1 pseudogene is annotated in these 727 nt (G+C 58.5%); it reads left to right on the top strand.

Features of this window, described 5'->3' with window-relative positions:
* Positions 1–476: 476 nt before the first annotated feature.
* Positions 477–727, top strand: a pseudogene (locus KUM32_RS42020) (hypothetical protein); the annotation flags it as partial.

Here is a 727-nt window from a genome sequence, read left to right as displayed (position 1 = left end):
GTGGCCTCGATGGTCCCCGACTCCCCGCTCCGCCCCAAAGACACTTACTTGCAATCGTTTCGGGAACATTCCTGGGAGTGCTTCGCACTTCTCTACGATGATGATGTCCCGGCCCCAGGGACCAACGTACTAGACCCTAATTCCTTTTCCCCCTTCCTGGAGGACGATGCGGCTCCACACCATCCGATCCCGATCCTTTTCGAGCCCGGATTGGTCGGTTTGGACGCAGTCTCTACACCTGGTTGGCAGGGCCGGGCCTTTGTTGAGGCGGCATATCGAGATTTCCTACCTACGGCAACGCTTCTGATTACGGCAAATCCGCAGAGCAGTGAAGGACCGCAATGAGCACTAGGCTAGGCGTCGCGGAGTATCGTGACCTGTTGGCAGCCGCCCTCCCGGAGGCTACGGACGCTGACACTGCGGAGCCCAACATCCGAAGTCTGTTCACGCCAGACACTCATCGTGCTGCTCTCTACGTGGACAGCACGGTAGTGCGTGGAGGGCGGGGTGTAGGTAAGACCTTCTGGTATCGCTCATTGCTTGACGAGACGCTCCGTGAAATCGCTGCCCAAGAATATGGCATCGAACGCCTTCGTCGTGTCACCGTGTCTCGTGGATACGGCGCCTCTCTAGAACCCGATCTTTACCCTGGGCCGAGTAACCTTCGCCAGTTGGTCGAGGAGGGAGTCCGCCCCTACGATCTTTGGTACGCCGTACTACTCACATC

Source organism: Streptomyces sp. AC627_RSS907, assembly GCF_019049165.1.
The sequence above is the reverse complement of the archived record's forward strand: the minus strand, read 5'-3'. Positions and strand labels throughout refer to the sequence as shown.